23 protein-coding genes are annotated in these 25,870 nt (G+C 35.5%); 9 read left to right on the top strand and 14 right to left on the bottom strand.

Translation table 11 applies throughout. The annotated features are described in order from the left end of the window. Positions 1-2 precede the first annotated feature (2 nt). The 3 genes from HZR84_13745 to HZR84_13755 are packed head-to-tail and all read left to right on the top strand — an operon-like array spanning position 3 to position 3,086. Positions 3-1,058 carry a PA0069 family radical SAM protein gene (locus tag HZR84_13745; GenBank protein ID QNL22957.1) on the top strand — a complete coding sequence of 352 codons (1,056 nt, stop codon included), beginning with the start codon at positions 3-5 and terminating at the stop codon, positions 1,056-1,058. Positions 1,059-1,072: 14 nt separating this feature from the next. Further along, a complete protein-coding gene (locus HZR84_13750; protein ID QNL22958.1) occupies positions 1,073-1,804 on the top strand; it encodes an MBL fold metallo-hydrolase in 732 nt (243 codons plus the stop codon). Positions 1,805-1,841: 37 nt separating this feature from the next. Further along, positions 1,842-3,086 (top strand): FAD-dependent oxidoreductase, encoded by a 1,245-nt coding sequence (locus tag HZR84_13755; GenBank protein QNL22959.1) that lies wholly within the window; start codon positions 1,842-1,844, stop codon positions 3,084-3,086. Here HZR84_13755 and HZR84_13760 read toward each other — a convergent pair. Both HZR84_13760 and HZR84_13765 read right to left on the bottom strand, forming a co-directional pair. Beyond that, positions 3,083-4,294 (bottom strand): OsmC family protein, encoded by a 1,212-nt coding sequence (locus HZR84_13760; protein ID QNL22960.1) that lies wholly within the window; start codon positions 4,292-4,294, stop codon positions 3,083-3,085. The two genes, HZR84_13755 and HZR84_13760, sit on opposite strands and share 4 nt — an antisense overlap. A 53-nt stretch (positions 4,295-4,347) precedes the next feature. Next, a complete protein-coding gene (locus tag HZR84_13765) occupies positions 4,348-5,616 on the bottom strand; it encodes a sodium:proton antiporter (protein QNL22961.1) in 1,269 nt (422 codons plus the stop codon). 247 nt (positions 5,617-5,863) lie between these two features. Here HZR84_13765 and HZR84_13770 point away from each other — a divergent pair, with 247 nt between their 5' ends. Together HZR84_13770 and HZR84_13775 are read left to right on the top strand one after the other, a co-directional pair. Beyond that, positions 5,864-7,060, top strand: coding sequence for a flippase (locus tag HZR84_13770; protein ID QNL22962.1), 1,197 nt, complete (start codon positions 5,864-5,866; stop codon positions 7,058-7,060). Then, positions 7,057-7,947, top strand: coding sequence for a sulfotransferase domain-containing protein (locus HZR84_13775; protein QNL22963.1), 891 nt, complete (start codon positions 7,057-7,059; stop codon positions 7,945-7,947). Before HZR84_13770 ends, HZR84_13775 begins: the two co-directional genes overlap by 4 nt. A gap of 50 nt (positions 7,948-7,997) precedes the next feature. On the opposite strand, the gene HZR84_13780 is transcribed toward HZR84_13775, so the two are convergent. Continuing rightward, complete coding sequence (locus HZR84_13780) at positions 7,998-9,047, bottom strand: hypothetical protein (protein ID QNL22964.1); 1,050 nt, start codon at positions 9,045-9,047, stop codon at positions 7,998-8,000. Positions 9,048-9,289: 242 nt separating this feature from the next. On the opposite strand from HZR84_13780, the gene HZR84_13785 reads away from it, so the two are divergent. After that, positions 9,290-9,733 (top strand): Hsp20/alpha crystallin family protein, encoded by a 444-nt coding sequence (locus HZR84_13785; GenBank protein QNL23273.1) that lies wholly within the window; start codon positions 9,290-9,292, stop codon positions 9,731-9,733. A gap of 66 nt (positions 9,734-9,799) precedes the next feature. Here HZR84_13785 and HZR84_13790 read toward each other — a convergent pair whose 3' ends face one another. The 4 genes from HZR84_13790 to HZR84_13805 form a co-directional block, all read right to left on the bottom strand. Further along, complete coding sequence (locus HZR84_13790; GenBank protein QNL22965.1) at positions 9,800-10,276, bottom strand: hypothetical protein; 477 nt, start codon at positions 10,274-10,276, stop codon at positions 9,800-9,802. A gap of 42 nt (positions 10,277-10,318) precedes the next feature. Beyond that, complete coding sequence (mnmA, locus tag HZR84_13795; GenBank protein ID QNL22966.1) at positions 10,319-11,500, bottom strand: tRNA 2-thiouridine(34) synthase MnmA; 1,182 nt, start codon at positions 11,498-11,500, stop codon at positions 10,319-10,321. Positions 11,501-11,633: 133 nt separating this feature from the next. Then, positions 11,634-13,013: an RsmF rRNA methyltransferase first C-terminal domain-containing protein gene (locus tag HZR84_13800; GenBank protein ID QNL22967.1), complete on the bottom strand. Its 1,380-nt coding sequence runs from the start codon at positions 13,011-13,013 to the stop codon at positions 11,634-11,636. After that, positions 13,010-13,597, bottom strand: a complete 588-nt coding sequence (locus tag HZR84_13805) for an NUDIX hydrolase (protein ID QNL22968.1) — start codon at positions 13,595-13,597, stop codon at positions 13,010-13,012. Before HZR84_13805 ends, HZR84_13800 begins: the two co-directional genes overlap by 4 nt. Before the next feature lie 66 nt (positions 13,598-13,663). Between HZR84_13805 and HZR84_13810 the strand changes: the two genes are divergently transcribed. Further along, the gene (locus HZR84_13810) at positions 13,664-16,555 is read left to right on the top strand and encodes a PD-(D/E)XK nuclease family protein (protein ID QNL22969.1); all 2,892 of its coding nucleotides are present in this window, start codon (positions 13,664-13,666) and stop codon (positions 16,553-16,555) included. On the opposite strand, the gene HZR84_13815 is transcribed toward HZR84_13810, so the two are convergent. Further along, the gene (locus tag HZR84_13815) at positions 16,548-16,877 is read right to left on the bottom strand and encodes a hypothetical protein (GenBank protein ID QNL22970.1); all 330 of its coding nucleotides are present in this window, start codon (positions 16,875-16,877) and stop codon (positions 16,548-16,550) included. The genes HZR84_13810 and HZR84_13815 overlap by 8 nt on opposite strands. 113 nt (positions 16,878-16,990) lie before the next feature. On the opposite strand from HZR84_13815, the gene HZR84_13820 reads away from it, so the two are divergent. Then, positions 16,991-17,539: a DNA-3-methyladenine glycosylase I gene (locus tag HZR84_13820; protein QNL22971.1), complete on the top strand. Its 549-nt coding sequence runs from the start codon at positions 16,991-16,993 to the stop codon at positions 17,537-17,539. On the opposite strand, the gene HZR84_13825 is transcribed toward HZR84_13820, so the two are convergent. From HZR84_13825 to HZR84_13845, 5 genes are all read right to left on the bottom strand, one after another. Beyond that, positions 17,536-18,381 carry a hypothetical protein gene (locus tag HZR84_13825; protein QNL22972.1) on the bottom strand — a complete coding sequence of 282 codons (846 nt, stop codon included), beginning with the start codon at positions 18,379-18,381 and terminating at the stop codon, positions 17,536-17,538. The two genes, HZR84_13820 and HZR84_13825, sit on opposite strands and share 4 nt — an antisense overlap. A 2-nt stretch (positions 18,382-18,383) precedes the next feature. After that, positions 18,384-18,767: an energy transducer TonB gene (locus tag HZR84_13830; GenBank protein ID QNL22973.1), complete on the bottom strand. Its 384-nt coding sequence runs from the start codon at positions 18,765-18,767 to the stop codon at positions 18,384-18,386. Between the two features lie 107 nt (positions 18,768-18,874). After that, positions 18,875-19,918: an arsenosugar biosynthesis radical SAM protein ArsS gene (gene arsS / locus HZR84_13835; protein ID QNL22974.1), complete on the bottom strand. Its 1,044-nt coding sequence runs from the start codon at positions 19,916-19,918 to the stop codon at positions 18,875-18,877. A gap of 1 nt (position 19,919) precedes the next feature. Next, complete coding sequence (locus tag HZR84_13840) at positions 19,920-20,255, bottom strand: carboxymuconolactone decarboxylase family protein (GenBank protein QNL22975.1); 336 nt, start codon at positions 20,253-20,255, stop codon at positions 19,920-19,922. 33 nt (positions 20,256-20,288) lie between these two features. Then, positions 20,289-20,981, bottom strand: coding sequence for a DUF2064 domain-containing protein (locus HZR84_13845; GenBank protein QNL22976.1), 693 nt, complete (start codon positions 20,979-20,981; stop codon positions 20,289-20,291). Between the two features lie 524 nt (positions 20,982-21,505). Between HZR84_13845 and HZR84_13850 the strand changes: the two genes are divergently transcribed. Next, on the top strand, positions 21,506-24,097 hold the full coding sequence (locus tag HZR84_13850) for a choice-of-anchor J domain-containing protein (GenBank protein QNL22977.1): 2,592 nt from the start codon (positions 21,506-21,508) through the stop codon (positions 24,095-24,097). 1,068 nt (positions 24,098-25,165) lie between these two features. Here HZR84_13850 and HZR84_13855 read toward each other — a convergent pair. Continuing rightward, complete coding sequence (locus tag HZR84_13855) at positions 25,166-25,717, bottom strand: GNAT family N-acetyltransferase (protein ID QNL22978.1); 552 nt, start codon at positions 25,715-25,717, stop codon at positions 25,166-25,168. Positions 25,718-25,870: the final 153 nt, after the last annotated feature.

Genomic DNA, 25,870 nt, shown 5'->3' on the forward strand with positions numbered 1-25,870 from the left:
AAATGATTAGAAAAAATATAAAAGGAAGAGGTTCAGACATTCAGTTAGACAATCCATTCTCAACATTTAGCTACAGCAGAGATCATGTTGAGGGTATTGATGATTGGGAAGACCTGAATGAAGCAACTTCTTTTTTTAAGGAAGCACCAAAAAAAATCTTATCAAAAAACAATAGTCCGGATATTCCCTTTGAATGGTCAATTAATCCCTATCAGGGCTGTGAGCATGGTTGCGTGTATTGTTATGCAAGGAATTCTCATAACTATTGGGGTTTTAATGCAGGTCTTGATTTTGAGTCTAAGATTCTAATAAAGGAGGAAGCTCCTGCTCTACTTAAGAGTGAATTTGAATCGCTTAAATGGAATCCGGCCATTGTGATGCTTTCAGGCAATACAGATTGTTATCAGCCTGTGGAAAGGAAATTGAAAATTACAAGATCGCTCTTAAGGGTATTTCTTCAATATCGCAACCCCGTTGGAATTATTACAAAAAATGCCTTGGTATCAAGAGATGCTGATATTCTTGAAGAGTTGGCATCCATGAATCTGTGCAAAGTGATTTTTTCTATAACATCCCTGGAGGAGAGTCTTAGGCAAAAACTTGAGCCAAGAACCTCCACGATAAAGAAAAAGTGGGAGGCAATCGACCATTTAATTGCAAAAAAAATCCCAGTTGGAATATTGATTGGTCCGATTATTCCGGGGCTGAATGATCATGAAATGCCCGAAATAATCCGGGAAGCAGGAAAGAGAGGTGTTGGAAGTGTTTCCTATACTATGATTCGTCTGAACGGTCAACTAAATACACTTTTTGAGTCCTGGTTGCTTCGGAATTTTCCGGAGCGCAGCGATAAGATTTTATCGCAAATTAGAACAGCCCACAATGGGAATTTAAACGATTCCAAATTCGGAAGACGTATGAGAGGGGAGGGTGAATGGGCGGAGACCATTAAAAAGCTTTATAAAATTTCTCTCAATAAATATCTGCCTGTCGTAAAAAGTTTTGAACCGGATTTAAGCAAATTTAGGAGAAATCCGAATCCCGGATTGTTTGATTAATTATAAATTGCAATATGGCTGAATTGCAAGTAATGGGTTCCGGTGATGCATTTGGTAGTGGTGGAAAAATGCAGACCTGTTTTTGGATTAATTGGAACAAAAAAAACCTCTTGGTGGACTGTGGTGCGACAAGCTCTGTAGCCATTAAGTCAATTGGTAAAAAAATTGAGGATATCGATGTCATATTTATAAGCCATTTGCACGGCGACCATATAGGTGGAATACCCTTTATACTTATGGAATTGGCATATGTTGCAAAAGATAAAAATCACAGGATTGAGATATTCGGTCCTGGCGGAACCAAAAAACGGCTACAGACTTTGCAAAATTTACTTTATCCTGATTCACTGCGTTATACCGAAGCAATTACCGAGTTTAGAGAATACAGTGGAGCAGATACATGGCATGATTTTTCAATTGAGACTTATGATGTCCAACACTCGGAGTTGTCCTATCCAAAAGGGTTAAGAATTAGTCATAAGGGTAAAATATTTGCTTTTTCTGGAGATGGAGAATGGAGCAATAATCTATTGAAATTATCCGATTCTGCCGAACTCTTTATCTGCGAATGTTATAATTATCAAAAAACGACACCAGGTCATTTGAATTATTTAAAATTGACGGAAATGTATCATTTATTATCCTGTAAAAACATCTTTCTCAATCATCCGGGACCCGAACTTTTAGACAATATTGAAAAAGTTGAAATACCATTTCTTCAGGATTCCCAAATAATTAAATTTTAAGGGCTATCATATATCTTTGTCAAAATGATTTTTTAGAATGGATTTTGATGTTATAATCATTGGGGCAGGAATGTCTGGGTTGACAGCAGCAAACTATTTGCACGGCCACGACTTGAAAATAAAAATATTTGAAGCAGAACCTGAAGTAGGTGGTAGAGTACGATCTTTTGTAAAGAATGGCTTTATTCTGGATCGCGGCTTTCAGGTTTTTTTACCTGCTTATCCAGAGGCTTCACGCTTATTGAATTATGATGACCTGGATTTAAAATACTTTTTAAATGGGGCCTATATTTTGAATAGGAGAAAATCCTATTATCTGATAGACCCTATCCAGAGACCTTCTTTTTTATTTAACACCTTATTTAAATCCGGTGTCAGTTTAAAAGATAAAATCAAATTATTTCAATTAAAACAATCATTAAAAAATAAAAGCCTAGACTCTGTTTTGAAGGGAAACAATCGAAATACCAGACAGGAATTGGCCCGCAGAAAATTTGATTTAAAAACAATTACAGATTTTTTTCAACCCTTCTTATCGGGGATATTTCTAGAAAAAAATTTAGAGACAAATTCTGCAATGTTTGAATTTGTAATAAAGATGTTTAATGAGTACGGAGCAGCAGTTCCGGCAAAAGGAATAGCTGAAATTCCAAAACAACTGGCGCGCAATTTGACACCGGGGATGATAGAATGTTCCAGTAGAGTCAAGGATATTGAAAAAAATAAAATTACACTTGAAAATGGCAAAAGCTATTCCTCAAGGAATATTGTCATTGCTATCGAAGGGAGTAGCCATCTTCTGGATCCATTTTTGCCAAATAGAAATTCAAAATACGTAAGTGTAAGCAATTATTACTTCTCATCTGACAAAGCCTTGATTGATGAACCAATACTTATTCTTAATTCGGATGAAAGTGCATTGATCAATAACATGTGTTTTATTTCCAATGTTTCAGGAAAATACACTCCTGAAAACAAAAAATTACTTTCAGTTACAGTTTTAAATAAGTTAGAGACAAAAGTAGAAGATGTTATTGCTGAGTTAAATAACATAATGCCGGATAATGAATTTAATTGGCAATTCATCGACAGTTATCATATTAATTACGCACTTCCCAAACAGGAAAAAGTAAAATCTTCAATACCAATAAAGGAATTAAACCCTAAGGAAGGTATTTATATCGCCGGGGATTTTGCCTTATACGGTTCTCTTAATTCAGCCATGCAATCGGGTAGAGAAGTGGCTGATCAATTACTGAAAGATTTAAGTTTAATCGATTAATCCCACCAGCGACTATTTATTACGGTTGGTGAATGCAAAGTTCGATGTACCGGACATTTGTCTGCAATTTCAATGATCTTGTTTCTTTGTTCCTTTGTAAAATCTCCTTCAACTTTTACATCTCTTTCGATTTCATCAATTTTCCCGCTTGGGTTTTCAGGATTTTTAGCATCTTCTGAATGGTTATGCTTGTGGCTGAGATGTACTTCAATATTTCTGTATTTCCATCCTTTTTTATCTAGGTACAATTTTAACGTCATCGATGTACAAGTACCAAGTGCAGATAAGAGCAATTCATAGGGGGAAGGGCCGAGATCATCGCCACCCACATCTTTTGGTTCGTCGGCAATCATTGTATGTTTTCCGCTTACAATCTCTGTTGTAAAACTATCGGAATGAGTTCTGACAGCTACTGACTGATGTGTTTTAAAGACTTCTATTTCTTTTTTGTTCAAATATCGTAGTGCCCATTTTGCAATTAACTCTCCTGCATAACTAGCATCCTCTTTTAATGATATTAAATGGTCTGAACCATCAAGAGTGATAAAGCTTTTTGGGTGCATCAGTTTTTCGTAGATTTCCCTGGCATTATTGATACCCACAATTTTGTCCTGTGGCGAATGCATAATTAATATTGCAGGCTGATCTTTATGATTTTTGAAATTGTAATCTGTGTTGTTAACATCTTCCAGGAATTGCTTTTTTATTTTAAATGAACGGCCTCCAATATTTACCTCGGCTTCTCCTTCTTTTTTAATTACTTCAATTTTTTCGGTGAACAAGTTCTTTATATGTTCCGGATTAGATGGTGCTCCAATAGTGGCAATTGCCTTGATTGATTCAATGGCATTGGCTGCAAACAATACTCCTGCACCGCCAAGAGAATGCCCAATGAGTAGCTCCGGTTTTTCATAGGTCTTTTTAAGAAATTCTGAGGCGGCAATGATATCATTGACATTGGAGCTAAAATTTGTCTCAGAAAAATCCCCTTCACTATCTCCAAGACCTGTGAAATCAAAACGCAATACAGCAATCTGATTTTTTGTCATTGCACTGCTGATACTTCTAACGGCATTCAGGTTTTTATTACAGGTAAAGCAATGGGCGAAAATTGCATAATGTTGCACCTTACCGCTTATTGGAAAGTCTAATTTGGCGGATAATTGAATGCCTTCTTTATTGGTAAATTGAACATTTTCTGAATTCATAATTTGAGTTTATAAATTTTGAATTACTGAAAAGGTCGTTCTAATGACCTGTACTATACTTCTTCTATTTCACTGTTTTCTGCAGATCTTAAAGGATTAAAAAAGTTTCGGATTGTTAAGCCCTGAACAAGAATAGAAAATAAAACAACGCTATAGGTTATGGCAACGATCATATCCTTACTTTCCAGCGATTTAGGTAGAGAAAGAGCCAGAGCAACGGAAATACCTCCTCTTAGTCCACCCCAGGTTAAAATGGTTATTGTGTTTTTTTCAAATTTTCGACTCAAACTCATGAAAGCAATTGGTAAACCTACACCAACCCACCTCGATAATAATACAATTTGGATTGCAAAAAGGCCGGCAACAAAAAAGTCAAAACGAAATGTAATTATAATCATCTCAAGGCCTATTAAAATAAATAGAATGGCATTCAGGGCTTCATCTATCAAATGCCAGAATTTGTAAACGTATTCACCGGTTACATTTGAAAGAGCCTCACTTCTTCCTTCATTACCAACAATGATCCCCATAACCACCATGCCAAGAGGACCGCTAACATGAAATATTTCAGCCAATTGAGCTCCTCCCATGACCATCGAAAGTGTAATTAAGACTTCCAATTCAACATGGTCATTGTCCACAATTTTTAATAACCAAAATCCCAATAAACCCAAGGCCATTCCCAGTGCAATACCGCCAATCACCTCTTGTCCAAAAAGAGCCAAAGCGGAAAATGGGTCAAATACATCAGAACCACTTCTTGCAATATGCAGAATAGTTAAAAACACAACCACACCGATGCCATCATTAAAAAGTGATTCACCGGCAATTTTAATTTCAAGATTTTTAGCGATTGGGTTTTTTTTAACCATTGCCAATACTGCAATAGGATCAGTTGGAGAAATTAAGGCTCCAAAAAGCAAACAGTGGATATAGGAAATATGCAATCCGAGATAAGGTAAAACCAGATAAACAATGCTTCCGGTTATAAATGTAGATATCAATACTCCAAGGGTAGCCAGAGTCAGTATGGACCATTTTTCTTCTGCGAGTTTGCTCAAATCAATATGCAATGCCCCGGCAAAAAGTAGAAAACTCAGCATTACATTGAGCAAAACATAGGAAAAATCGAATTCCATAATGTTTACAGCTATTTCTGTAATTCCGGGAAAGAAATACCCAAATATTACCACGGTAAAGGAAAGCCCAAGCGCTAAAAGCATTAGGCCAATCGTGGAAGGTAGCTTAAGAATGGATATATTGATAAATGTAAACAGGGCTGCCAGAATAATTAAAATCGTGATAATCTGAAGTATACCCATGTGAATTCTTAATGAATTAAATTAAACGGCTGTCAAAATAAGAAAATCATATTGAACAAGGCTTAATTCTTGAATTAATGATTTTTAGAATTTAACAGATTTTACATTTAGCTATATTCGCGTTTTAAAAGCTGCTCTTATTCTAAAAAAGTTAAAACATATCAGATCCAATCAATTAGCAAAGTCCAGTGGAATAATATTATTCTTTAAAATCGGGACGATTGGCTTTAATTATTTGTTTTTTCTATTGCTGTCAACTACTTATGGTGCTTCTGAAGTTGGGTATTTCGCACTTTCATTTACTGCCATCCAGTTATTTTCAATCATTGCAAGAAGTGGTCTTGGAATTGGAATGTTTAAGGAAATTAGTTATTCAAGAAATACAAAAAAAGGAATAAGGTATCTTCAGATCCGATCTACACTTTTTATTAGCATTGCTTCTGCAGTAATTCTGGGATTGGTCTTTATGATCAAACCTTTAGTGTTTCAATATGCTTTTTCTTCCGATACAATGGCGGCATATGTGATGACTTTTTTGCTCTCTCTACCATTTTACACGCTCATGTTTTTTAATGGTGAAATCCACAGAGCAAAAAAACGTTATGGCCTTTTTGCAATTTTTCAAAATTTTGGCATGTATTTACTTTTAAGTATTTACATGCTAATTCAAAAGTTTAATGGATTGGGGGCTTTTGATAATTTGGTTGTTTACTTTATTATTTCGCTTTCGGTTCTTGCACTTTTAAGTTTTTGGGGAACATTTAATCATTCAGAAAGGGAGTTTAAAAAGGAAAATAGAAATTTTAGAGGATTATTGTCTGACTCTATTCCAATTGGTGTTTCTTCTCTTTGTTTTTTTCTGATGAGTTATTTTGATGGAATAGTAATCGGTCAGTTTTACAGCGAAACTGAGGTAGGTACATATGCAATTGCTTTCAAAATAGCGCTGCTAGGTAGTTTTATTCTCATTTCCATTAATTCGGCGCTTGGGCCAAGAATTACAGAACTCGCTTCATTGAAAAAAGAGGATTTATTATTTAAAGAACTAAGAAAGACAACCCAAATGGGTTTTTGGGCTACTGTACCTTTGATTATAATTACTTTGTTAATTCCTGAACAAATATTGGGAGTGTTTGGAGAAGAATTTCAATCAGCTGCCATTCCCCTAATTATATTAATGATTGGTCAGATATTTAACACTTTGAACGGACCAACAGGTATTGTATTACAGCTGACAGGTCATCAAAAGGTATTTAAGAATATAATTTTAGTTTCTTCAATAATAAATATTGTGCTCAACTATTTATTAATTCCATTGTATGGTTTGGTAGGTGCTGCCATTGCAAATAGCTTCAGTTTGATTTTATGGAATATTTGGTGTACAATAATCATAAAACAACTTTTTGGTAAGTCTTTTTTCTATTTACCTTTCTTCCAAAGATGAATGATTTTTTACCTAATTTTTTAATAGTAGGAGCTGCCAAAAGCGGAACAACCAGTTTATTTGATCAGCTTTGTAGGCATCCGGAGGTTTTCAAACCTTATATTAAAGAACCAGGCTATTTTATTCCTCTGAATCAATACTCTAGCATCAATACCTGGGAAGAGTACCAGAATATTTTCAGGGGCGCCAATAATTTTAAAGCCAGAGGCGAGGCTTCAGTAACGTACTTATTTGATGAACAAAGCCCGGAATTGATCAAAGAAAAGTTGGGTGAAGAAGTCAGGATTCTTATTATATTAAGAAATCCCATAGACATGTCTTATTCCCTGTGGCAGCATCGCAAAAGAGACTTAAAAGAGGAGTTTGATTTTTTTGAAGCCTTGAAATTAAGAGACACAAAAAATCCGAATGCCATTTCAGTAAAATCTATTGAATATGACTGGGATTATCTTAACAGGGCCAAATATTATGAGCAGGTAAAACGATATATTGACAAATTCAAGAATGTCAAAATTTTGATATTTGAAGACTATATCAAAAATGTCAATCTTCAATTTAAGGAGGTTTGCGAGTTTCTTGGAATCAATCCGCAAATAACGGTTGAACTTGAATCGAAAAATACGGCATATAAACCCAGGTTTCCACTTATTCAAAAGGCATTGACCTATCAACTTTCAATCAAGAAAATATTGAAGAAAATATTACCGCATAATTTTTTGGTTGGACTAAAATCAAAAGTGGAAAACTTAAATAAGGTTGAAACGACAAGCCAGAAATTAGATAGCAAAGACCGAATTAAACTGGCGTCTCAATTCAAAGAAGATGTAGAAAACCTATCCAAATTGATAGGAAAAGATCTAAAAGTTTATTGGAATGAATTTAATTAATCAAACTGGATTGCTGATTAAAATTTTACCTAATTAAATTCACTATTTTTTTAATATGGCACAGCAATAAACGAGTCTTTGTCTTTGTAAAGAGCCAATTCTTCGGCTTCATCATTCGTAAAATTTAACCAACTTTCGATGGCATCCAGCCATTGGTTAAATTGTTTTTTATTGAAATCTGGCGTTCCGCTTACATGAGCGGAGGCTTTTGAATCAGCTTTTTCTAAATGTTCGAGAAAATCACCATATACAAAATAATTGATCCCAACTTTTCCTTTTTTAATTTCATATGTAGTATAAACTAAATTTTCATGGAGGAAATAGGCACTCGCGGTGATTTGACCTTTTGGTCCTTTATAATCGAGTTCCATTTTATCAAGAATTTTGTTGTTTTCTCCTTCATAGAATGCGCTTAATTTACCTGAGGAACCATCGTCCATTTCAAACTTTTTCACAATTTTAAAACAATCAAAATTATAACTGATGGTATTTCTAGATTGCACAAATTCATCGACTGTTCTTTTGTGTTTTACATAATCCGAAACCCTGTACGAATTATAACGAACGAGGGGATAACCGTCGATTTCAGCAACATCTAAATCGGGCTGGCTTCTTCCAATTTGAGAATTAGAAGAAAAGCTATTATTTCTAATTTCCACTGATGCTGTAGCAGTTTTAATCCCGCTATCATGACATGATTTAATTCTAGAATTATACAATTTGATCCCTTTGCTTGATTCATCAATTTCTAAGGCATTGATTCCATATTCACCCAAATCGAGATTGTCTAATAAGATATTTGTACAATTTTCAATGACAATTATTGGGCCTCCAACATTTTTCACACCAACTCTCATTCGAATGTTGCTTATTGAAATCTCGTGACAATGTTCGAGTTTTATAATGTTTGGTATATTGTTGAAAGTAAAAAGCTCAGCATTTTCTTTGCCATTTATTTGTAGATTTTTAACACCACTCAATGTAATTCCTTCGGTTAATGCTATTTTTTGATCTATCACAATTGACTGTCCATCAGATGCATGCGATAATATTTGAAGCATTTCTTTTTCAGTGGTCTGAGCTATTAGTTCGCCGCTCATCGAAGCGAAAATGAAAAGAAAAATAAGCTTTGTTTTATACATAAATCCGAAAATTTTATTCGTATTGCAAAGTTCATCCTTTGACAAAACTTCTCCAAAAGAAGACAATATGGCATGAATATTTACCACAATTAATCAAAAAAAGACAAAATGACATAAAAAACAATAATTTATACATTGGTATAGCAATTGATAAATACCAATTGGATTCAAATTAAATGTTAAACAAAAAAATAAAAGCTATGACACTTGTAAAATATAATCCGAGCAAAAGAAGTTATTTCCCAGGTTTCTCAAATCTGTTTGACGACTTCTTTAATGATGAATTGTACAGCAACAGAATGGTAGGTACAATGCCATCAGTGAACGTAAAAGAAACAGAAGACACATTTCATGTTGAGCTTGCAGCTCCGGGAATGTCTAAAAATGATTTTAAAGTAGAGGCTGATAATAATCAGTTGACTATTTCTTCAGAAAAAGAATCAAATAATGAAGAAAAAGATGAGAATGGTAAATACACCATGAGGGAGTTTAATTATCAGTCATTTAGGAGATCATTTACGTTGCCTGAAAGCGCAAATGCTGATAAAATCGCAGCTACTTACAAAGATGGTGTTTTGAATATCAGTATTCCTAAAAAAGAGGAAGCAAAACAAAAACCAATAAGAACAATAAAAATAGGTTAATAAGCTAGTAGTAGTTTTTTCTAAATAATGCAGCGACATTGTCGCTGCTTTTTTTTTTGCTGAATATTATTTTACTACAACAACAACATTATTCATTCGGCCATTGGTCACTGTCTTTGCAGAACCAACAAAGGTAGAATCAGTAGAAAAATTAAAATTGCCACTTATCAGTTGTCCTGCATTGTACTTGGTTATTTCAAGGCTGCCAGAACTTGCAAAATTAAACCCTGAGCTAAAACCACCATAATAGGCACTGGCATCAGCAGTGCTATCACCAAAACTATATGTTTTTTCTTCCGGGTTAGCAATCTGAATTAAAATGGATGATGAATCATCATTGTTATAGCCTGTAACATAAAGAAATCCTGCACTGTCAACAGCTGCCGGAGCACCGGTTGCGGTCCATGCCTCGCCATTTACGTTAGCACTCATTGAAGGAACCAAATCGGTTGGATTTGTTATTGGATTGCCTTCGTCATCGGTGCATGCGTTAACAAAAATTAGGAGCACTAGACTCATTACAATTGTATATATTTTATTCATAATTGATTATTTAAGCTGCAAAGCTAGTGAATTGAAAATATTTTACCCGATTACACCCGAACCTAATAATTCATCCTGATCGTACCAGGCCGCAAATTGACCGGCTGTTATCCCTCTTTGTTTATTTTCAAAGATGATATAAAGCCCAGCTTCCTCTTTATGTAATTTTGCTTTTTGTAAAGGTTGTCGATACCTTATTCTGCAAAGATAGTTTCTGACCTCCCCGTTATTCATTTTAAGATCCTCGCGAAGCCAGTGGATATCTGAATTTGGGATAAACAATCCATAGCGATACAAACCGGGATGATCATCGCCTTGACCTGTATAGGTTATGTTGTTTTTAACATCGGTGTCAATAACAAATAGGGGTTTTTCTTTACCTCCTACATTCAATCCTTTTCTTTGGCCAATAGTAAAATAATGTGCGCCATTGTGCTCTCCTACGATTTCACCATTTTCAGGAGCGTACTCAAAGGTTTTGGAAAGCTGGTTTAAATCAGTGTTAAAATCACTTTTTGGAAGAGAAGAATATATTTCAGAATTGGCCGGGATTTCTATGATTTTCCCCTTTTTCGGTTTTAACTGTTGCTGTAAGAATTCCGGAAGTGAGATTTTGCCAACAAAACACAATCCCTGAGAATCTTTTTTTTCAGCTGTTACAAGATCTAAATCTTTAGCAATTTTTCTTACTTCCGCTTTTTGCAAATGGCCTATTGGAAAAAGAGCCTTGCTCAATTGGTATTGATTTATTTGACATAAAAAATAACTCTGATCTTTGCCTTTGTCAAGTCCGGATAACAAGGAGTAAACCTTTTCCCCATTTATATCTTTTTCAGATTTTCTGCAATAATGTCCAGTGGCGACAAAATCAGCTTTTAATTTCAAGGCAGCTTTAAGGAATATATCAAATTTAATTTCCCTATTGCACAGAACATCAGGATTTGGAGTCCGGCCTGCAGCATATTCATTAAACATATAGTCAACTATGCGTTTTTTGTATTCCTTGCTCAGATCAATGGTTTGAAAGGGAATACCTAGTTTTTCTGCAACTATGAGCGCGTCAGCGCTATCTTCAACCCATGGGCAGTCATCATCGAGAATTACGGATTCGTCATGCCAGTTTTTCATAAACATGGCAATTACATCATAACCCTGTTCTTTTAGTAAATAGGCAGCAACACTGGAATCCACTCCTCCGGAAAGACCCACCACAACTCTTTTCATATTGCAAAATTATTCTAAAATAACCTCAAGCAAAAAAAATGGTTCCATTATAAGAACCATTTTAGTCTAACACAGACCAGAAAATCATTTATTCAAAAAGCTTTTACACTATTACGGCTTATATTTTTAAGAGTTACAGAAATTCATCGATATTCTTGCGAATTCTGAATGTTTTAGGAATGTGAATGTTAATTCTGTTTTTAAGGTTTTTTGCCAATGCCAGGGTGTTGCCTTTATATTTTAATGCAATCCACTCTGTATAGTCATCATTACTTTTTAAATGTGAGGCATCTCTTTGCAATACTCTTAAGGCCCCCGACTCGTCGAGGTCAATACAAAAAATATCTTTTGACAACAATAGTGATAATGCCAAGCCATGAGAGGGGACAAACTTATCCCGATTGAAATCACCTATGTGCGTACCAAATTTTATAATTCTTAATGGATTTAATTGTGAAAGAATTTTCTCCGGAATTAATGATTTTATTGCAAAAACTTCATTCTCTCTTTTGACATAGGAAATTTTCGAATTTTCATTTAAGATTTTGATAGAGGGACTAAAATCGGTTTTGCTGAATTTATTTTGTCCTTTTTTTGATTTGGTTTTTGAAAATATTCCAGCAGTAGATTTTTTTCTGAGAATACAAATACTCAAACCTTCACCTTTTATATTGTGCGGGAATAAGCGATAAAATATGGCATTACCATGCCTATTTTTAACAATACTAAAATCTTCAATTCCATCAATTTCAATACATTCAAAGTCATATTGACTTAAAAATTTATCGATAAGGGATTCATTTTCCAGGAAGTTGTAAGTACAGGTTGAATAGATTAGATAGCCTTCATTTTTGAGGCTCGATGCAATATCTTCAAGGATTGTGGACTGTCTTAAAGCACAAGACTCAACATTGGAAGGAGACCATTCCTGTATAACCCTAGGATCCTTGCGAAACATACCTTCACCGGAACAAGGTGCATCGACAAGAATCAAATCAAATACCTGATTGAGTTTTCTAAAATCGCCGGAATTATTATGCGTTATAATCGTGTTGCTCTGGCCCCATCTTTCCAGATTCTCCTGAAGAATAAGGTTGCGTTTCCAAACGATCTCATTCGAAACCAAAACGCCATTATTCTCTAGAAAAGTAGATAAAATAGTGCTTTTACCGCCAGGGGCAGCGCATAAATCCAAAGCGAGCAATTCTTCATTATTTATTTGGAGCTTTTTCAGAATGTACTCTACTATCATTGAAGATGCTTCCTGGACATAATACCCTCCGGAATGAAAAAAAGGATCTGCGTAAAAGGCAGGCCTTTTTGATAAATAGAAGGCCTTGTCTGTCCAGGGGACTTTTTCAAGAGATTTTGTATCGGGATTATTTTTAAATGGATTTAATCGTATACTAATAGGAGAGTCTTTTTCCAATGCTTTCAATAAATCCTCGGCATGTGAAGGCAGATTTTCTTTTATTGATTTTTGAAATGATTTGGGTAATTCCTTTTTGTTCAAATCTTTATTGTATTTGATTCCGGAATGCGAATTTGATTTTTGTCATAGTCTGCGAAAATGTGCGCTTTTAATATTCCAGCCTGACTTAATGAATCAGTAATTTCATTTTTCATTACTAGCTCAAAAGCTTCCAGCAGGGGTAATTTTTTAATTTCCAATCGTTCTGTTTCTTCAAATTCTGTATCCTCAAAGCTTAAATCTTGCGCCAGATACGTAAAACCAAGCTCATCTGTCACCGAATTGGAAGTGTGTATTTTAGAAATCAAATCCCAATTTTTAGCAATAATTCCCGTTTCTTCTTTCAGTTCGCGTTTTGCCGATTCAATTGCCGGAATACCAATTTTGCCACCTCCCATTGGGATTTCCCATGAGTATTCGTCAATGGTATATCTATATTGACCTACCAACCATGTATTTAATTCATTATCGATGGGAATAATACCTATGGCTAGATTTTTAAAACTTACTTTGCCATAAATCCCTTCACCTCCATTTGGGTTAATCACCCGGTTATGACTTACTTGTATCCAGGGGTTATCATAAACATTTTCTTCACTTAGTGTTTTCCAGGGATTCTCTTTCATTGTATTTATTAGCTTTCTGCAAAAGTATGATTATTTTGAGCTTCAAATCTAAAGTATGGACAAAGCATGAGGAATAATCAGAATGCATTTATTGAGAATTTGATTCTTGCAATAGTTGCTGAAAAAAAGTCGAATTATTCGGATACCTGTTTGATTTTTCCAACAAAAAGGGCTGTGCTCTATGCCAAAGAATATTTTGTCAAACACGCTGAAGGAAGCTTGATTTTGCCGGAAATTCAAAGTTTTGAAGAATTTGTATATCAGTGTATCCCATTGGATATCGCTTCTCAGGAACTCGCCTTAATGAATTTGCATAAGGTTTATAAAGACATACAGTCAAAATACGATTTTCCATTTGAGGATTTTCTAAATTATTCGATGTTACTCCTTAAAGACTTTGATAGCATAGATCAAAATCTTGTTAATGATGAATCTGTTTTCAAATTAATGAGTCAAAGCGCAAGCCTCGAACGCTGGTCAAATGATCTTGGTGTTGATAATCTTTCCTTTGATGAAAATGGAATAGTGAGTGATTATTTTACTTTCTGGGACATTGCAGCGGAACTGTATAAAAAAAACAAATCCTACCTTCTTTCAAAAAATATTTGCTACACAGGTTTAGCCTATCGTTTTTTCTTCGAAAATTTTGAGTCGCTAAAAAATGACATCAATTTTAATAGAATTTTTGTTGGAGGATTCAATTACCTGACTGAATCGCAGAAGAAAATTTTAAGTATTCTTAAATCGAACTACGAAGTTCATTTCAGTTGGGATATCGATAATTATTATTACTCCAGAAATTATCATGAGGCCGGAAAGTACTTCAGAACTTATAATTCATATGATATCAATAAAGATGTTCATGAATTAATAAGCATAGAAAATTTCCCAGCAGTTCAGATAAAATCCTGTCCAAATAAAAATGCACAGGTTAAGAAAGTGGTTGACGATGTTCTTGACCTACTGAAAGAGCTGGATTATGAAAATGAGATAAAACCCAATAAAAATTTAATGGCCATAGTCCTGGCGGACGAGTCCTTGCTAAAAATTCTACTCGAAAGTTTTCCATTAACAATACAGGACAAAAAGGGAAGAGAAATTGATATTACTGATTTATTAAATATCAGTATGGGAAGGCCTCTAAAAGAAAGTCAATTCTATCAACTACTGCGATTGATCTTTGAACTTCATGAATCACTAATTCAAAACGATAATCGGGGTATTCACTACAAAATCCTTAAAACTGTTTTAACTCATCCTTTGATTAAGGCTTGTTTTAAAAACCGTAAAAAAATTGAAAAACTCGATTCACGGGTTCGTAAGCACAACAAGGCTTATTTGAAGAAAAAAGAGGTTTTGGAAATTGAGAAAAACAAAGTCATTCCACTCTTGATGGATACCTGGAATGAAAACGGGGTAGGATTTTGTGATTTTGGATTAAGACTGACCCAAATAATATTAGAAAATTTCAAGAATATTCCTGAGGATGAAAGAATTTTTCTAAATGCTTTTCAAAGAGTATTTGAGAAAATGGAGGATCTTTTGGATCAATTCCAAAAGGATCTGGATTCAAAAACATTCAGGAAACTGCTTTTTCAATTACTTAATCAGTACAATATCCCTTTTGCCGGAGAACCTATAAGTCCAATTCAGATAATTGGATTACTGGAAACGAGAGCACTCGATTTCGACTATACCTTTATCATTTCCTGCAATGAAGGTGACCTTCCAAAAAAACGGATTCAGGATAGTCTTTTTCCATTTGATATTCGAAGTCAATTTAATATTCCAACATTTATTGATAAGGATGCCTCCTTGTCTTATACCTTTTATCGTTTGTTTCACAGAACTAAAAGTTTAAACCTTTATTATCACAATTCAAATGACCCTATGAATGGAAAGGCAAGTCCTAGTAGGTTTATAAAGCAATTGGAGTTTGAGATGTTCCCTTTTTTTAACAGGGAAACAGGACAGGAAACTGTATTACATTATTTCCCGGAAAACCCGGATAAGTTAATTTCCATTCGAAAAAATGAGGATATGATTCGTAAAATCGAATCTTACATATCCCGAAAAAACTACAAAGGGGAGGATCGTGGTATTTCACCCTCCTTAATTAATACTTATTTAAGAGACCCCATTACTTTTTTCAAAAGGGTTATTTTGGAAGTTCGTGAGCCTGATGTACTTGAAGAGGGTTTCGAGGCCAATACATTTGGTTCTATTATTCACGAAGCTTTAGACAGGATATTAAGACCTTATAAAAATGAAATAATAGATGAGAAATTAGTAGATCTTATAATAGCGAAAACCGATTTAAATCAATTACTGGAAGAAGAAACCAAAAAATTAGCAAAGGATATTGAGACCGAAAAAGGTATAAATAAGCTCTATTTATTTACTGCAGGAACGCTGATCGAAAAGTACTTAAATCTTATTAGAACGGATAAGTTTTTACTTCTTGAGACAGAAAGAGACCTCACTCATATTTTTACATTTCAGCATAAGGTTCTCAATAAAGAAATTAAGGTAACGCTGCATGGTAAAGCAGACCGAATTGATTTACAGGGAGATATAATTCGTATTGTTGATTATAAAACCGGCCGGATTGAAAATTCCGAAAAATTTAAATTTGATTTAAGTGAGGCCCTTTGGGATACCAAAAACAAAGATAAAATTCTTCAGCTTCTCATCTATAAATATTTGCTATTAAAAAATAAAGCAAATCTTGACTTTATGCGTCCTTATCAAAATCACAGAATTGAATCGGGATTTTACTTTTTTCGAAAAGGCAATGATCCTTTTATAAAATTAGAAACGGCCGAACATCTGAACGATGAAATTAATTTCTGTCAGAGCGTCGAAACTGTACTCATTGATATTATTCATGAGATTTTAAATCCCGAAATTTCATTTACTGAAGAAATTACAGAAAATATTTGGACTGAAATTAATTAAATGAATAGGCCGATTCACCCCCTCTGTTGAAATAGTATATTTTATCGATCAGTCTTATACAAAGCTTTAATACCTTAAAACTCATTTCCCCAATTTTCACCGAAGTCTCATCGTATTGATGAATTACTTCTTTCAGCAAATCGGCAAAATAGTTTGCCAACTTGTCTAATGGAGAAATGATTTCAGTATTTAATGATTTTGGGTTTAATTCAAATTGAATGTGTAATTCTTTAATATTGTCCCAGGCCAATGAAAGATTATTCATCGAGTCATCTTTGGAGATGCAAATGCTTTCAATTTTTTCAACGATAGTATTATTCATGAGATTAAGGTTTAAAAACATTCTAAATTTAGAATTGATTTAATTGCGAAAAGTGGAATCTAATTGCACTTTTTGTTTGACGTAAGTTTTTCCATCATTTTAAAATATTATTCATGTCTTACTGCATAGCTGTTGAGTCAATGCCTGATGATAGCCCACATATTCGCTATCACAATGAAGAGTATGGATTTCCTCTAAAATCCGACAATGACCTATTTGGAAGATTGATTCTTGAAATCAATCAGGCAGGACTTAGCTGGACAACAATTTTGAATAAGGCAGATAATTTCCGGGAGGCATATTCAGACTTTAGTATTGATAAAGTTGCTGCTTATAGTGAAATGGACCGTAAAAGATTACTTCAAAATGCCGGCATTATTAGAAATAAATTGAAAGTAAATGCGGCCATTCACAATGCCCGAATAATTATGGAAATGAAGAAAAGTCATGGAAGTTTCAAAAACTGGCTTGATGAAAAGCATCCTCTTTCAAAGGAAGAATGGGTAAAATTATTTAAGAAAACTGGTTTTAAATTTGTCGGAGGTGAAATTATAAATGAATTTCTTATGAGTTCAGGTTATCTGCCGGGAGCGCATGATAAGAATTGCCCGGTTTATAAAGAAATAGAAAAACTCAATCCAATGTGGTTAAAGCATCGCTAGAAATTGACTTTCCCATAGTGTTTTTCTGCATAGGCGATGCATTTTTCCCAATCTTCACTAAAATAATCTTTCACTGCTTGCAATTCATCTGGTTCGATAAGTGGCCCCTGATTAAACATAGAATCGGGCAATATTTTGGCGATGTATAAAATAGAATAGCGTATGCTTCCCAGATACAAGCGCCAAAGAAAATGCAAAAAGGAATTGTTAAATACCCTTCGCTTTCTGATGTTAAAATAATTACCAACCCAATAAATTGCTCTTATCTGATTTTTATTATAAGAGGAATGCCTTTTGTCTAAATTGATGTCATCTCTTTTGTACGATGCATTCATAACATCGGCGATTCTGTCAATAAAAGTGAATGGTTCATTGATCATTTCTTCATAAAAAACCACCAGAGGCTTATTTGTAAAATGCTTTTCCAGGTAATTGATTTTGGGATAGTAGGAGAGGTCTGCTATCGAGAACAGGCCATTATCATTTTCCAGATCGATAAATTCCTTAAAGGTCAAATGGTTACCATTTTTTACAAATCGTCGGTATTGTGATGCAATCCAGCCATCGTGCCGTCTGAAAACCACAATGGGATGGGCATCGGGGAATTGTTTTGAAAATTTTTCTACTTCTTCTTCAAATTGTTGATCGTATTCCCTGGAGACAAAATATTTGTCTGATTTTCCACGCTTGACGATCTTATTAAAATACTTAAATCGAGTGCGTTGGATATAAGTAACATTTTTGAAAAAAGGAAAGACATCGTATTGCAAATAGGTGCTCGCAGCTCTGCCCATGCCAACATGATAAAACACTTTCGGTATTTTATTTTGATGCTCCTCCATTATCAATTGAAAAATATGGGAAGGGTCATTTCCGAGATGACAAATTCACCCTCTCGTCTTGCCGGTTGCCATTTGGGCATTCTTTTAAACATATCGCGAATTGCATTTTCATATCCCTTGTCCGGAGATTCGAGAATAACTACTTTAATTATAGTTCCATCTTTATCAACCAAGAATTTGACCCAAGCCGGATCGGAACTTGTGCCGTCAAGATCGAGGGTTTCAAGTTCTTTTTGCACAAACTTATAAAAGGCCTCAAGGCCCCCCGGAAAACTTGGTTCTGGCCCATAAGTTACATAGCTTTTACTGGTATCAGCCGGTACCACTTCCTGTGCTGAAAGACTTAAAGCGAATATCACAAAAGCAAATGTCAGCCAAATTTTCATTTAGGTGCGAAGTTATATAATTGACAAGAATCTTTATTAATGAATAAAGGAATCGAGGGAAGGACGCAATCACCGTCCTGATTACAAGTACAATCGGGATAAGCGTATTAAGTTAATGAACCACCACAGCTAGAGCCAGCACCTGCAGTACAAGCAAAGCAATGCTGATTAATATTGATATTCCTGTTGTTTTGTTGTTCCAGATCCCATTCACTAATATGCATTCCATAGGGGACATCAACTTTCATACCAAGCATCTGATTAAAGTCACAGTCATAAACATATCCATCCCAGCCAATACTAATAGTATTTCTGCACATGACACCCATGGCTGCTGAAGGATTAAAAGCATTAACCAACTCGTTCATATAGGACTCGAGATTTTCGCTTGCGATTAAATAATCCAAAAAACGGCTCACCGGAACATTAGTAATGGCGAAAAGACTATTAAATACAATGTTAAAGCCTTCTTTTAGTTTTCTCTTAAATTCTGCTTCCAGTCCTTGCTGATCGCCGGGTAAAAATGCACCTGTTGGGTTATATACAAGGTCCAATTGTAAATTGGGGTCCTTTCCATAGCCTACTTCGTTGAGCATTTTCAAGGCTTGAATTGATTTTTCAAACACGCCTTCACCTCTTTGAGCATCTGTTCTTCTTGCATTGAAATAGGGCAATGAGCTTACCACATTGACTTTATGTTTTTTAAAAAATTCCGGCAGGTCATTGTATTTGGGATTGGCTAGTATTATAGTGAGGTTGCATCTCACGATAACATTTTTACCCAGTTTCCTTATTTCTTCTACAAACCATCGAAAATCCGGATTCATTTCCGGCGCTCCTCCGGTGAGATCAACCGATTGTATGTCAGAATTTTTTAATGCTTCCAAACAAGCCTGCATTGTCTCCCTTGTCATTATTTCCTTGCGATCGGGCCCGGCATCTACATGACAGTGTTTACATACCTGATTACACATTTTTCCCACATTTATCTGAAATATTTCTATGCCGGTGGGTTTGAGAGGGAAAATTCCTAAATCTTCAATTTTATCCCGAAAAGTCGGAATTTTCAGTTTGTCGGCATTGTTGAGAATGGCAATCTGATGTTCGTTTTTTGAAAGCTCGTGTTTTCTTCTGAGAAGTGTTTTCTCCATATCACATCATCTTTTCTTTGGCAATGTTCATCATCTGAGTACTGTGAACCAGAGAAGCTCCTCCACGAATAGCAGCCGCCACATGAACTGCTTCCATCATTTGTTCCTCATCGACTCCTTTTTTCATGGTATCGTCGGTATAGGCTTCTATGCAATACGGACATTGAATGGCATGTGCCACGGCTAGCGCTATTAAAGATTTTTCACGTGCAGTTAATGCGCCTTCTTTAAAAACCTCATTGTAATATTGAAAAAACTGATCTCCAAGCTTTTTTTGAAATTCTGTGATATTGCCAAATTTACCGAGATCCTCTCGGTTATAATAGGTGTCTTTCATTTTGATAAATTTTAGGATTAAAAAATAGTACAATTAGTTCGCCAAAGAGGGGGGCGCGCGCAATTGCCTAAATCCTAAAATTTCAAACGATCGGCTAGACTCAGATTTTTTGATTAAACTGATTGAATCCGAGGCCAGGATAGAATTGATATAGAGTGAAAATCTATGTAGTGGATGATTTTTGATGTGATTTATTAAATCTTCCTGATTGTCAATATCATCCAGTTGTCCGCAATTAACAATAGTCAGCGAATTTGAATCGGAATACTCATTAAAAGCGTGATAAACCCTATCGCTTAACCATGGAAGATTAATAAACTGATGTCTGTTTAAATTTTTTCTGTGAATTCCAATGAGATATACTCCACCGTCACTGGAAGGGCCCAAAACAATTCTTTCTTTTTCAATGTCTTCTGAAGCATTTATTAATGTCTCTGAGGTTAACTCAGGGCTATCATTGCCGATGACAATTATTTTTTTATAACCGGCGTTATAGACCCTCTGCATCTCATTGTAAAGTCGTTCACCGAATGAATCGCCGTATTGATATTCATCCGAACTGATAAAATAGGGGAGACAGGATTTTTTTACAGTCTTTTCTGTCTGATCCATTAACCTTCTAATGATTTTACCATTTTGAAATTCAGAAAGCTTTTTGTGCTTGCATTCGCTTTCCAGACTTCTGGTAAAAACTAAAATGGCAGTATCGGATTGGAATTTCTTCAATTATACAAAAATGCAATTCTTTTGATGATAAAAAAGAAATTTTAGCAGAAGCGGCTAAATTGTCGAGTGAAAGACTAAGGCTTTAGCATTTGAGAATTTACCATCTACATCATATAATTTATCCTGGTATCATTTGATATAATGGTAGAAAATAGATTTTAAGAACCAATCATTCTATTTAATTACAGGATGGCATGGCTTGTTGGCTTGATAATTTATATGCCGTGCAAAATCAGGCATTACCTTCCGCCCCAATTATCAATCCCGTAAACCAAGCCAAACATATAAGGATCAATATATAGGACATATCATGTTTAATGAATTTTAAAAGGGATAATAATCATATCAATAAAAATATTTAATAAAATTATTATGATTTGAGTTAAAAAATTAATAAATAGTGAAAGCAAATTTTCAAGCATGTCCAAGATTCCCTACTCAGGGAAAATGATGTATAGATACTCGATTCGCTCCGGATGATGCTTGATTATTTATGAGTTTTATTTTCAACTTAACACATAATTATGATCAAACGATTACTATTGATTGGCGCTGTTGTAGGCTGTTTTCAGTTTGCCGGCGCTCAGCAGAGAAACTGTGCTTCTGATGAAGTGCATGAACGGCTTTTAGCCACAGACCCGGATTACGCAAAGCGTCAGGCTGAAATAAATGAACTGACTGAACGCTACGCTCAAAACCCAGTCAAACGACTGTCTGGTGGGCAAATTATCATTCCTTGTATAATTCAGGTTGTATATGCCAATTCACAGGAAAACATTTCAACCGCGCAGATTCAATCTCAAATTGACCGACTCAATAAAGATTTTAGCGCTACGAATAGTGATTACAACAATGTACCATCAATATTCACGAGTGTAAGATCAGGGGATACGGATATAAGATTTGAGATACTGGAAATACAAAGACACTCCAACAGTCGCTCGACATGGGGAACCAATGATCTGGTAAAGCAAACCTATCCGCCAATTGAACCTGATAGGATTTTGAATATGTGGGTGGCCGACATCGGTGGTGGAATTCTTGGATATGCCCAATTCCCGGGTGGTAATCCTTCAACCGACGGTGTTGTGATGTCTCCACAATATTTTGGCGATGCCTCTGTCTCCGGAGGAGGTAGTTTTTATCTTTCGGCTCCATTTGACCGTGGTAGAACTGCCACTCATGAGGTTGGACACTGGCTAAACCTAAGACACATATGGGGTGATGGCGGATGTGGAGTAGACGACTTTGTAAACGATACACCTGTAGCTGGAAATCCTAATTATGGATGCCCTGCACCCGGTACCAATAGTTGTTCCGGTGGCCAAAGCGATATGTTTATGAATTACATGGATTATGTTGATGATGCATGTATGTTTATGTTTTCTGCAGGTCAGGATACAAGAATGCAGGCTACTTTCTCTTCAGGAGGTGGCCGTGAAGGTTTCTTGCTGGATCCGGTTTATAATCCCGGAGGTGGGGGAGGTTCTTTCACATGTGAAAGCACTGTTTCTTCATTCCCTTACAGCGAAGGTTTTGAGTCAGGTCTTGGTGGATGGGTTCAGTCGACTTCTGATGACATCAATTGGACCAGAGATGCGAATGGCACACCATCAAGTAGCACCGGCCCGAGTTCGGCAAGTGAAGGTTCGTACTATCTATACGTTGAAGCTTCCAGTCCGAATTACCCAAGCAAGGTTGCTATAGTTGAAAGCCCATGTTTCGACCTATCCGGTGAAACCAGCGCTTCATTTGATTTTGACTATCATATGTATGGCTCCAATATGGGTACATTGGCTTTGGAAGCATCAACCGATGGCAACTGGAGTCAGGTTTGGTCTCTTAGCGGTAATCAGGGTAATAGCTGGGCGAGCGCAAGCGTAGATCTTTCGTCTTATTTAGGTGAAACTGTAAAATTGAGATTTAAAGGAACGACGGGTTCTTCATTCAGAGGAGACATGACCGTTGATAATTTATCACTGACAACAGCCGGTGGAGGCGGAGGCGGAGGCTTCACATGTGGAGCTACTGAAAACCCGGGATATAGCGAAGGGTTTGAAAGTGGACTCGGTAACTGGACACAGGCAAGTGGAGATGACTTTGATTGGACAAGAAGAAGTGGTGGAACACCTTCAAACAATACAGGGCCTTCCGGTGCTTATGCAGGTAGCTTTTATATGTATGTTGAATCCTCCAGTCCCAATTACTCTAATAAAGTAGCGATTTTTGAAAGCCCATGTTTTGATCTTTCGGGTACAAGCAGCGCCACTTTTTCATTTAGATATCATATGTATGGTGCTTCTACTATGGGAGGACTTGAGCTACAAGCTTCTACAGATGGCAGCAACTGGTCTAATGTATGGTCTAGAAGTGGCAACCAGGGGAATAGCTGGTTAGAAGCTAATGTAGATATTGGAGCTTATACGGGCAGTGATGTGAAATTAAGATTTGTAGGTACAACAGGTACTACCTGGCAAGGGGATATGGCAGTTGATGCTGTAAACCTTTCTTCCGGTGGTGGCGGTGGTGGCACTACCACAGTGAATCTTTCTATTACATTAGACAACTATCCTGAAGAAACAAGATGGGAAATTAGAAGCGGTTCTACAATCGTAGCTTCCGGTGGAACATATGGCTCTCAACCGGATGGATCAACAATAAGCGGAGATATTGTCCTGGCTGATGGTTGTTATGATTTTATTATCTACGATTCTTATGGCGATGGAATTTGCTGCTCTTATGGTAATGGATCATACTCGTTGACTTCCGGAGGCACAACATTAGCTTCCGGTGGAGCATTTGGTTCAAGCGAAACAACCAACTTCTGTGTTGGAGCGGGCGCAAGGACCTCGGCAGGTTTGGCCATTTCAGAAGGTGTCCGTCCACCCGGATTCTCTGTATTCCCGAATCCTGTAAAAGACAGACTAACGATCTATTCGGGAAAAATGATCTCCCCGGATTATGTTATAATGAATGCAGCAGGCAAGGTTTGGCAAAGCGGAATGCTGAGCGGAAACAAGTCTGAAATCAATGTAACAGAATTGACCTCCGGTGTTTATTTTGTACGCGTTAGCGATATTGATAACACAATTGTTTACAAGCTTGTAAAGCAATAATGACCGCATTTAAATTCAATAAAGGAGAAAGGCCGCTTTCAAGCGGTCTTTTTTTATGTGTTGGGATTGTCTAAGGGTTCACATTTACATTGGACTGACCGTTTGTGAAGGCTGGTTATTTTCTTAGAAGTTATGCTCAAAGAAATTTTTCATTCTTTCAGTTCTAATTATATGCTATATTCATCTGAATCTTAATGATTAACCATTTATATATGTGCTAAATTTAAAATCCAAAACTTCTTTTTTAATTTAATTTAACAAATACCCAAAGCTTATCCCATAAATTCTGTTTGTATCATTCCCATTGGACTTCAATCATAATGAACAAGTCCAAAAATAATTAAACAAAGGATTACTGCTATTACAGTTTTTTTATTGACTCTTGTTCAATTCCTGAGAATCTTTATATTAGGAAGGCTCGATAAATGGCCTCCTCTCCAAAAGATGAAACAATATAGACGCTGTCTAATGTCAAAAGAAGGATTCCGAATTTGTCTTCCAAGTAATCATAGCCACTCATATTTGCATTTTACGGAACGTCAGTAATATTGGCCATAATAATTAACCCTATAACAAAACCGGATAAGGCCAGAACTTAAACAAAAAGAGAAAGAAGGAATATTTTAACTCCTTCTTTCCAGGAAATGGCTATTTACCTCAAGCCGAAGTCTTTCCAACTTTCACCACAAAGTTTTAGACCTGCCCATATAACAATAACATCAGAATATTGGCTACCCAAACTACAGTTTTCTTAAAAACGGGATTATCACCAGCGAGAGGAAGTATTTGTCTAATAAAAGCAATGACTAAAATGAATAGATCCAAGATCTCACCTATTTTAGCTAGTTTTCTTGTTTGTAGTAGTATCCCAATTTTGGTCATAGATGCTTTATTGGCTTTTCTTTGCTTTTTCTGCTTTCTCTTAATTTGAGAATAGCCGTCTAGGATATGAGTATAAGTGAAATTTATTTCTGGACTTTTAAATCTATCACTGACCTTTATTTTATGTTTATAATTTCGTTTAGAACTGCATACCTAATTGCTTATGGCCATTAACAAAAACATTTATTATTTAATCCATTCATCTTTCAATATGCTATAATATAATGTGTCTCGTCTTCGATTATTAGTCATTAAAGTATGACTTCTTAAAACTCCTTCCTTTACAAGCCCAACCTTTTCCATTCCTTTTCTGGCAGGGATATTCAAAACGTCTGTCTTAAATTCAATTCTTAAAGTATCCGTTTCTTCAAATAGATACTTAAAAAGTAGTTTTTTTACATGCCCATTAATTCCGGTGCCTTGATAATCTTTTGAAATCCAAGTCCATCCAATTTCCACGCGTTTATTTACCTCTGAGATATTACCAATTCTTGTCGTCCCAATAACATTCTTATTATTAGTATCTATAATTGTAAAAGGTAATGCTTTATGTTCTTTGAGTTCAGATGCGGCATTTTCAATCCATTGCTTTAAGATTATTTCGTCTGACAAGTCAGCCGTAAAGTAATACCACATTTTTGGGTCCCTTGTCAAACTTTTCATTTTTTCAAAGTCGTCAGTTTTTATTGGTCTCAAAAAGACTTTTTCGGAACGTATTGTTTTTTGAAAATCAATCATTTTAAGATTCGCTTTAATTGTTTACGGTCTCGTGTAGGAATAGCGGATTTCTAACTACAAACTTTTCGGTTTAACACTAACCTTTGCTTTATATTTTTTTTGTTTTATCACTTAAACCGCTATTACATATACACATTTTTATATGCTTTTTTA

Origin of the sequence: Hyphobacterium sp. CCMP332, assembly GCA_014323545.1 — a bacterium.
GTDB lineage: Bacteria > Bacteroidota > Bacteroidia > Cytophagales > CCMP332 > CCMP332.

What these genes read in the sequence shown, in the direction of transcription:
- arsS (QNL22974.1), bottom strand. Translation starts at nt 19,918, where the DNA reads ATGGAGAAAACACTTCTCAGAAGAAAACACGAGCTTTCAAAAAACGAA.
- HZR84_13855 (QNL22978.1), bottom strand. Translation starts at nt 25,717, where the DNA reads ATGATTGATTTTCAAAAAACAATACGTTCCGAAAAAGTCTTTTTGAGA.
- HZR84_13765 (QNL22961.1), bottom strand. Translation starts at nt 5,616, where the DNA reads ATGGGTATACTTCAGATTATCACGATTTTAATTATTCTGGCAGCCCTG.
- HZR84_13745 (QNL22957.1), top strand. Translation starts at nt 3, where the DNA reads ATGATTAGAAAAAATATAAAAGGAAGAGGTTCAGACATTCAGTTAGAC.
- HZR84_13840 (QNL22975.1), bottom strand. Translation starts at nt 20,255, where the DNA reads ATGAAAGACACCTATTATAACCGAGAGGATCTCGGTAAATTTGGCAAT.
- HZR84_13755 (QNL22959.1), top strand. Translation starts at nt 1,842, where the DNA reads ATGGATTTTGATGTTATAATCATTGGGGCAGGAATGTCTGGGTTGACA.
- HZR84_13825 (QNL22972.1), bottom strand. Translation starts at nt 18,381, where the DNA reads ATGGAGGAGCATCAAAATAAAATACCGAAAGTGTTTTATCATGTTGGC.
- HZR84_13780 (QNL22964.1), bottom strand. Translation starts at nt 9,047, where the DNA reads ATGAGCGGCGAACTAATAGCTCAGACCACTGAAAAAGAAATGCTTCAA.
- HZR84_13850 (QNL22977.1), top strand. Translation starts at nt 21,506, where the DNA reads ATGATCAAACGATTACTATTGATTGGCGCTGTTGTAGGCTGTTTTCAG.
- HZR84_13830 (QNL22973.1), bottom strand. Translation starts at nt 18,767, where the DNA reads ATGAAAATTTGGCTGACATTTGCTTTTGTGATATTCGCTTTAAGTCTT.
- HZR84_13750 (QNL22958.1), top strand. Translation starts at nt 1,073, where the DNA reads ATGGCTGAATTGCAAGTAATGGGTTCCGGTGATGCATTTGGTAGTGGT.
- HZR84_13775 (QNL22963.1), top strand. Translation starts at nt 7,057, where the DNA reads ATGAATGATTTTTTACCTAATTTTTTAATAGTAGGAGCTGCCAAAAGC.
- HZR84_13820 (QNL22971.1), top strand. Translation starts at nt 16,991, where the DNA reads ATGTCTTACTGCATAGCTGTTGAGTCAATGCCTGATGATAGCCCACAT.
- HZR84_13810 (QNL22969.1), top strand. Translation starts at nt 13,664, where the DNA reads ATGAGGAATAATCAGAATGCATTTATTGAGAATTTGATTCTTGCAATA.
- mnmA (QNL22966.1), bottom strand. Translation starts at nt 11,500, where the DNA reads ATGAAAAGAGTTGTGGTGGGTCTTTCCGGAGGAGTGGATTCCAGTGTT.
- HZR84_13815 (QNL22970.1), bottom strand. Translation starts at nt 16,877, where the DNA reads ATGAATAATACTATCGTTGAAAAAATTGAAAGCATTTGCATCTCCAAA.
- HZR84_13805 (QNL22968.1), bottom strand. Translation starts at nt 13,597, where the DNA reads ATGAAAGAGAATCCCTGGAAAACACTAAGTGAAGAAAATGTTTATGAT.
- HZR84_13760 (QNL22960.1), bottom strand. Translation starts at nt 4,294, where the DNA reads ATGAATTCAGAAAATGTTCAATTTACCAATAAAGAAGGCATTCAATTA.
- HZR84_13790 (QNL22965.1), bottom strand. Translation starts at nt 10,276, where the DNA reads ATGAATAAAATATATACAATTGTAATGAGTCTAGTGCTCCTAATTTTT.
- HZR84_13785 (QNL23273.1), top strand. Translation starts at nt 9,290, where the DNA reads ATGACACTTGTAAAATATAATCCGAGCAAAAGAAGTTATTTCCCAGGT.